Origin of the sequence: Rhizobium sp. Leaf262 (assembly GCF_001422245.1) — a bacterium.
Lineage (GTDB): Bacteria > Pseudomonadota > Alphaproteobacteria > Rhizobiales > Rhizobiaceae > Agrobacterium.
The window spans coordinates 205,641-212,651 of record NZ_LMMM01000003.1 but is presented as its reverse complement, the minus strand read 5'-3'; the positions used below and the strand labels follow the sequence as shown (position 1 = coordinate 212,651).

General features: G+C 57.3%; 6 protein-coding genes. All 6 read right to left on the bottom strand.

Annotated features, from left to right (window positions below; all coding sequences use genetic code 11):
* Positions 1–221 precede the first annotated feature (221 nt).
* Positions 222–2,003 carry a chloride channel protein gene (locus ASF29_RS05550; RefSeq protein WP_082453391.1) on the bottom strand — a complete coding sequence of 594 codons (1,782 nt, stop codon included), beginning with the start codon at positions 2,001–2,003 and terminating at the stop codon, positions 222–224.
* A gap of 35 nt (positions 2,004–2,038) precedes the next feature.
* Positions 2,039–2,869: an MBL fold metallo-hydrolase gene (locus ASF29_RS05545; RefSeq protein ID WP_062449361.1), complete on the bottom strand. Its 831-nt coding sequence runs from the start codon at positions 2,867–2,869 to the stop codon at positions 2,039–2,041.
* A gap of 3 nt (positions 2,870–2,872) precedes the next feature.
* Entirely contained in the window at positions 2,873–3,655 is a 783-nt protein-coding gene (locus tag ASF29_RS05540; RefSeq protein ID WP_062449359.1) for a TatD family hydrolase, read from the bottom strand.
* A gap of 6 nt (positions 3,656–3,661) precedes the next feature.
* Positions 3,662–5,212: a methionine--tRNA ligase gene (metG, locus tag ASF29_RS05535; protein ID WP_062449357.1), complete on the bottom strand. Its 1,551-nt coding sequence runs from the start codon at positions 5,210–5,212 to the stop codon at positions 3,662–3,664.
* A 98-nt stretch (positions 5,213–5,310) separates the two neighbouring features.
* Positions 5,311–6,336, bottom strand: a complete 1,026-nt coding sequence (locus ASF29_RS05530; protein WP_062449355.1) for a DNA polymerase III subunit delta' — start codon at positions 6,334–6,336, stop codon at positions 5,311–5,313.
* Positions 6,333–7,004, bottom strand: coding sequence for a dTMP kinase (gene tmk / locus ASF29_RS05525; RefSeq protein ID WP_062449353.1), 672 nt, complete (start codon positions 7,002–7,004; stop codon positions 6,333–6,335). The genes ASF29_RS05530 and tmk overlap by 4 nt, the downstream gene beginning before the upstream one ends.
* Positions 7,005–7,011 lie beyond the last annotated feature (7 nt).

The following is a 7,011-nucleotide window of genomic DNA, read 5'->3' as shown; positions in this document are numbered from 1 at the left end:
GTAATCAGTCCCATCTGCAATCTCCCAGGTGTCAATCAGACCTTGGGAGTGTGACATTCCAACTTTGCAGAAACAGGACACTCTAACTTTGCGGCTACACATAAAGATCGCATAAGATAGATTATGGAACTTTTACGGATTGTGATTTGGCGGAGACCCGCTAGGTATGGACGATCATAATCAAACGAAATCAACGTCATCCGTTCAATTCCTCAACCAATCTATATCTCTCCCGATGCCTCTCGACGTCTAATTTCCAACTCTTCGCTGTAGCGTCTCAGCGTGTGGCTTTCCGTTAGCAGACCCACGGGTCGGTTTTCGATTTTGTCGTTTACCACTGCCAGTGCTTCGCTTTCTGTCGCGTCGAAGGATGCTGCGGCCTGGCGGGCGTTCATGGTTGGTAGAAGCACGTCGGTCTTGTAGCGAAGATAGGTTTCGAGGCTGATCGTTTTGGAATCGCGCTCCATGGGATCGGCGTAGATTTCGGGCACCAGAATGATGCCGGCATAACGGCCGTCGTCGTGGGTCATGATGACGCGTTGGGTTGAGCCGAGTGGGAATTTTTCCTTGAAGGCTGCAAGGCCGATGCTGACCGGTTCCTTACGGATGTCGGCGCGCATCATTTTGCCCACGGTCAGATCGCGAATCCAGCCGATGTCATGGGCGCTGCGGATGCTTTCGCCGCGCAAGTGGAAGCGCCATGTGGCGAAGGAGTAACCGAAGGTCGTTCGCACGACCAGCGATGTCGTCATCACGGCTGCGAGAACCAGTACGGTGATCTGGAAGTCGCCCGTGAGCTCCAGCGCCAGAAACGTCATGGTCAAAGGCCCGCCGATGATTGCTGCTGCGAAAGCGCTCATGCCGATCACGGCATAGACGATGGGCTGGGTATCGCCGTAGCCGATATAGGGTGCGCAGATCGCGAAGATTTTGCCCAGCAGCGATCCCATGAACAATGATGCGAAGAACAGGCCACCACGGAAGCTCGAGCCGATGGAGATGGCGCTGGCTGCGGCTTTGAGAATGAAGATGCCTGCCAGCCCGGCAATTGTCATGTTTGCATCGAGATTGAGATGCAATGCGCCGTGACCGCTTGATAGAACCTGCGGTGAAATCAGCGCCAAAACGCCGACTGCAATCCCGCCGATGGCAGGCCTCAACCAAATCGGGATTTTGCTTTTCCGCGCGGTTTCCTCGATGAAAGACACCGCCTGCATGAGGACAATGCCAACGCCGGCGCAGACTGCACCGAGAAAGATTGCCGGCACATAATCTGGTGGCGTGACTTCGCTGGAGCCAAATATGTCGATGCTAAGACCGTGCTGGGACAGCAGCCCCGTGACGATGGTCGCCACCAGTGCGGAGACGATCAGAGGCGCAAGCGTGACAATCGTATAGGTGCCAATGATGAGCTCGATGGCGTAGAATGCACCAGTCAGCGGGGCGTTGAAGGCGGCGGCAATAGCGCCTGCGGCGCCGCAGCCAACGAGGATACGCATGTCCCCTCGCCTCAGTTTCAGCTTCACGCCCAGCTTGGATGCGACGCCACTGGCCACCTGCGTATAGCCAGCTTCCAGCCCGACAGACGCGCCAAAACCGTTGGATACGATGTTTTGCATGCAGACGATGACGCTATCGGTCAAAGACAGACGCCCGCCATGCAGGGCATTTGCCTCAATGGGGTCAATCATCGGTTTTTTTCGCGTTTTGGAGATAACGAAAATGATTGTGCCGAGAACGACGCCACCCGCCAGTGGCCCCAGCAAAACGATCCAGCCCGAGAGATCGCTGCTGCTCAAGCGTTCGACGCCGAAGATGAGAACATGCAACGCGGTGGTTATGGCGCCGATCAGGACGACGAAAAGACCCGAGGCGATGCCGACGAAAAACGCCAGAATAACGAGTGCGATTTCGCCGCGTCGGAAGATTGCGCGCAGACGGCTGGAGCGCAGATTGTCGAAGAAGCTGGCCATACTGGGCGCACGGAACGGCTTGGTCGACATGATTTCTCCTCCGGCAGTCCGCTTAAGCGTTCATGTCAGAACGCCTCAGCCGACATATCGATTTCAAACCGCATCTGGTCGTAACCCGGCTCGACGTGATCAGGCGTTTCTCCCATGACTATGTCATAATCCAGAGGCGTGTGCATGTGTGTGAGGATCGCCCGTTTGGGTGCCAATCTCTCGATCCAGCCCATAGACTGTTCCATGGAAAGATGGCTGGGATGGAAGCGATATTGCAGCGTATCGATAATGAGAACATCAAGCCCGCTCAAATTGGCGATGGCCTGTGCCGGAAAATCGCTCACATCCGTGCAATAGGCCACATCGCCGATGCGAAAGCCCAGCGAATGGGTATCGCCATGCTGTTGCAGATGCGGTTTGAACGAGATGGTGCCGCCTGCCCCATGGATGGCGATTTCGGCGTCCAGATCGTCTATGAGATGCGGCTCGACGATGGGCGGATAATTGCTGCCCGGCGGCGTCTCGAGGCAATAGGGAAAGCCATCGCGAATGCGCTGCATCGTAACCGGGTCGGCATAGACAGGAATGCGAACGCGGCTGGAGATGAAATATCCACGCAGATCATCTATACCATGCAGATGGTCGGCGTGGGAGTGGGTGTAGAGAACCGCATCGATATGCGCGACTTTTGCGGCAATCAGCTGCGCACGCAAATCCGGCCCGGTGTCGATAACGACAGTCGTGACGCCGCCATCCGGGGCGAATTGCTCGACCATGAAGGCGGAGCGGGTGCGCTGGTTTTTCGGATTGTCAGGGTTGCAGGCACCCCAGTCGCCGTTGATACGCGGCACGCCGGGCGATGAGCCGCAACCGAGTATCGTGAACCGACGCCGAAAGCCTGCCACTGCCTACACCTTCGTCATTTTCGAAAAGCAACGAAACGCGTTCTCGGTGGTGATTTCTGCCATGCGCTCATAGGCAATGCTGTGAACCTCGGCCAAGACTTCAGCCGTGTTGACGACGTAAGAAGGCTCGTTGCGTTTTCCGCGCCAGCGCTTCGGTGCAAGATAGGGTGCATCGGTTTCCACCAGCAGCCGATCCAGCGGAACGGTCGCAGCGATATCACGGATATCCTGCGATTTCGGGAAGGTCAGAATGCCGGAGAACGAGACGTAGCCGCCAAGCTCCACACCAACTTTCGCCAATTCCGGCCCAGCAGAAAAGCAATGCAGGATGAAGGGGAAGGCCCCCTTCCCGCTTTCTTCGCGCAGGATCGCAATCATGTCGTCATCGGCGCTGCGGCTGTGAATGACGAGTGGCAGCTTCGTGATGCGCGCAGCCTCGATGTGGCGTCGCAGGCCGGTTTTCTGGTCTTCCGGTTTTTGCGTATGGTAGAAATAATCCAGACCCGCCTCGCCGATTGCCACGATCTTGTCATTGCTGTTGGCCAGCCGAACCAGATCGTCCGCCATAATATCGAGTTCTTCATCCGCATTGTTCGGATGCGTGCCGACCGAGCAGAAGACCGAGGGATATTTCTCTGCGATCTTCAGCAGTTCAGGCAAGCGCGCGACGCGGGTGGAGATCGTCACCATCTGGCGAACGCCGGAAGCGTGGGCGCGTGCGATGATATCGTCGCGCTCCGCATCGAAATCGGCGAAATCCAGATGGCAATGGGTATCGATCAGCATTGCGGTTTAGACCTCTGGCGCCACATAACGCGGGAAGACCGGCTTCGGTGCTTCGAGCGGCGTGCCCGGCACCAAACGACCACCCTCACCCAACGCCGTGAAGTCGCGCTTGTCCGCAGGTGCTGCCACGAGATCGAGCAGCTTTTCGCAGGAACCCGGCATGAACGGCTGAAGCAGAATGCCAATCTGGCGCACCACTTCCGCAGTTACGTAGAGAACGGTGCCCATACGCTCCGGATCGGTCTTTTTCAGCGCCCATGGCTCCTGACCCGCGAAGTAGCGGTCGGTTTCCGATACGACGGCGATGATGGCGGCCAGCGCCTTGTGGATCATCTGCTTGCCCATTTCGTCACGGCATGTTGCCAGCAACGCATCGGCAGCCGAAAGCATCGCCTTGTCTTCGTCGGTATAGGCACCGGGTGTCGGAACCTGCCCGTCGCAGTTCTTGACGATCATGGACAGCGAACGGCTGGCAAGGTTGCCGATGCCGTTTGCGAGATCGGCATTAATGCGGATGCCGATGCCTTCTTCGCTGTAGCTGCCGTCCTGTCCGAAGGAGACTTCGCGCAGGAAGAAGTAGCGCACCTGATCCAGCCCGAAATGGTTCACTAGATCGACGGGATCGACCACGTTGCCGAGCGACTTCGACATCTTCTCGCCCTTGTTGAGCAGGAAGCCGTGGGCATAGACGCGCTTGGGCAGCGGCAAACCGGCGCTCATCAGGAAAGCAGGCCAGTAGACCGCGTGGAAGCGGATGATGTCCTTGCCGATGATATGAACGTCGGCAGGCCAGTATTTCGCGCGAAGACCGTTCTTGTCTTCGATATAACCGGTCGCGGTGATGTAGTTGGTCAGCGCATCGACCCACACATACATGACGTGCTTGGGATCATTCGGAACTTTGATGCCCCAGTCGAATGTGGTGCGCGAAACCGAGAGATCCTTGAGGCCGGATTTGACGAAGGACATGATCTCATTGCGGCGCTCTGCCGGGCCAATGAAATCAGGGTTCTCTTCATAAAGCTTCAGCAGCTTGTCCTGATATTCGGACAGCTTGAAGAAATAACTTTCCTCTTCGACCCATTCGACCGGCGTGCCCTGCGGCCCATAGCGAACGCCATCGCCACGGACTTCCGTTTCGTCCTCGGAATAATAGGCCTCGTCACGCACGGAGTACCAACCGGCATAGCTGTCCTTATAGATATCGCCACTATCGGCCATCAGGTTCCAGATGTTGCGCGACGTCTCGTGGTGACGTTCTTCCGTGGTGCGAATGAAATCGTCATTGGAGGCATTGAGCAGCTTGCCCATTTCGCGGAATTGGTCGGAGTTGCGCTGCGCCAGCTCTTCCGGCGCAATGCCCTCGGCGCGTGCGGTCTGCTGCATCTTCTGACCGTGCTCGTCCGTGCCCGTCAGAAAGAAAACGTCTTTCCCGTCCAGACGCTGAAAACGCGCCATGGCATCCGTCGCGATCAGCTCATAGGCATGGCCGATATGCGGCTTGCCGTTGGGATAGGAAATCGCTGTGGTGATGTAGAAAGGTGTCTTGTCTGTCATGACGCTCGATCGGCTTTACGGTCTGTTTTTGAGATAGACCGCTCTTAGCCTATTGTTCGCATCAGCGAAATCAAAAATCGTACAAAACGTACGCGCCCTCAAACACCGCGCATGTCTTCCAGAATGGAAAGCACCATCTGCTTCTTGTCCAGATTATAGGCCTGCGCGATGGTGATGCGTTCTGACAGCGAAGACGAGAGACGCGCATGACGCTCGGCCGCGTTGAGATCGCCCGCCATAGCCGCCGCTCTTGCCCGGTCCATCAAAGCTTCGGTGGCATGTTCCATGAAGAAGCCGAGAACGATATCGCCATCCTTCTGGGCCAGAACATCGGCCAGCTTGTGCATCTGCTTGCGGGCGGATGGTCCGGTCGCGGCCATGACCTCACCAAAGACATCGACGATATCAGCACCACCATAGTTCAGCAGCTTCAGCGCCTGCGAAACGCTACCCTTGGAGGCTTCCAGAAGCGTATCTCGCTTTTCGGCAGACATGCTCTGCCCGAGATTTTGCAGCGCAAGTTCCATGTCGTGGTTCTGCAGAGGCAACAACCGCAGCGGCATGCAGCGGGAGCGGATGGTGGGCAAAAGCTTGCCTGGCGCGTGCGATAGCACCAGGAACATCGCTCGTTTCGGCGGTTCTTCCAGTATCTTCAAAATCGCGTTGGCGGCGTTGCGGTTGAGATCATCGGCGGGATCGATGATGACAATACGCCAGTTGCCGGTGCCAGAGGTCTGCGAGAAGAAATGCCCCGCCCTGCGCACCTCATCCACAGTGATCGCGGATTTGACCTTGCCCGTCTTTTCATCCACCGGACGTGTCAGATGAAGCAGATTATGCGATGCGCCGGAGGATATCTGGCGGCTGACCATCGAACCCTGATCGGGATCGGCCATCCTTTCCGGTGCCTGCGAAGGCTCCGGGTGTGACAGAACATGGTTGGCAAAGCGGAAGGCCAGTGTCGCCTTGCCGATACCCTCAGGCCCCTCGATGAGAATGGCGTGGTGGCCTTTTCCGGAGCGATAGGATTGCGCCAGAAACTGCTCCGCCTCGTCATGACCGAACAGCTTGGTGTTTTCCTGCGGCGGAATTGCACCGTCCAGAACGCCCTGAACGTCGCTCATTCCGCGACTTCCGAAAGGCTGGCCATCTTGGCAAGCAGCGGTTCTACGAAGGAGAGAACGTCTTCCGTTACCTTTTCCTGAGGCTGGTCGGCATTGACGATGCGGCAGCGACGCGGCTCGTTGAGAGCGATATCGAGATAGGCCTCGCGGCGCTTCTCATGCGTCTCAAGCTCTTCTTTTTCGAAGCGGTCAGGTGCGGCACCCTCATCAGCTCTCTTGCGCGCACGGGCGAGGCCTGCGGCGGCTGGAATATCGAAGATCAGCGTCATATCCGGCATGGTGCCATCGATAGCAATGCGTTGAAGGGTTTCGATGAATTCCGGTTCAAGGTTGCCTGTGGTGCCCTGATAGACACGGGACGAATCGAGAAAACGATCGCACAGAACCACAGCACCTTTTTCCAGAGCCGGGCGAATGACTTCTTCGACATGATCATTGCGAGCAGCGGCAAACAGCATCGCTTCCATGCGCACGCCGAAGGGTTCTGCCGCGCCGGACAAAAGCACATGCCGCACAGCTTCCGCACCCGGCGAACCGCCCGGCTCCCGTGTCACCACGACATCCAGCCCGCGCGCGCGCAAGGTTTCTGCGAGCAGGCGAATCTGGGTGGATTTGCCAGCGCCCTCGCCGCCTTCAAAGCTGATGAACAATCCGTTGTTTTCGGGCAAAATATCT

What these genes read in the sequence shown, in the direction of transcription:
- metG (WP_062449357.1), bottom strand. Translation starts at nt 5,212, where the DNA reads ATGACAGACAAGACACCTTTCTACATCACCACAGCGATTTCCTATCCC.
- ASF29_RS05540 (WP_062449359.1), bottom strand. Translation starts at nt 3,655, where the DNA reads ATGCTGATCGATACCCATTGCCATCTGGATTTCGCCGATTTCGATGCG.
- ASF29_RS05530 (WP_062449355.1), bottom strand. Translation starts at nt 6,336, where the DNA reads ATGAGCGACGTTCAGGGCGTTCTGGACGGTGCAATTCCGCCGCAGGAA.
- ASF29_RS05550 (WP_082453391.1), bottom strand. Translation starts at nt 2,003, where the DNA reads ATGTCGACCAAGCCGTTCCGTGCGCCCAGTATGGCCAGCTTCTTCGAC.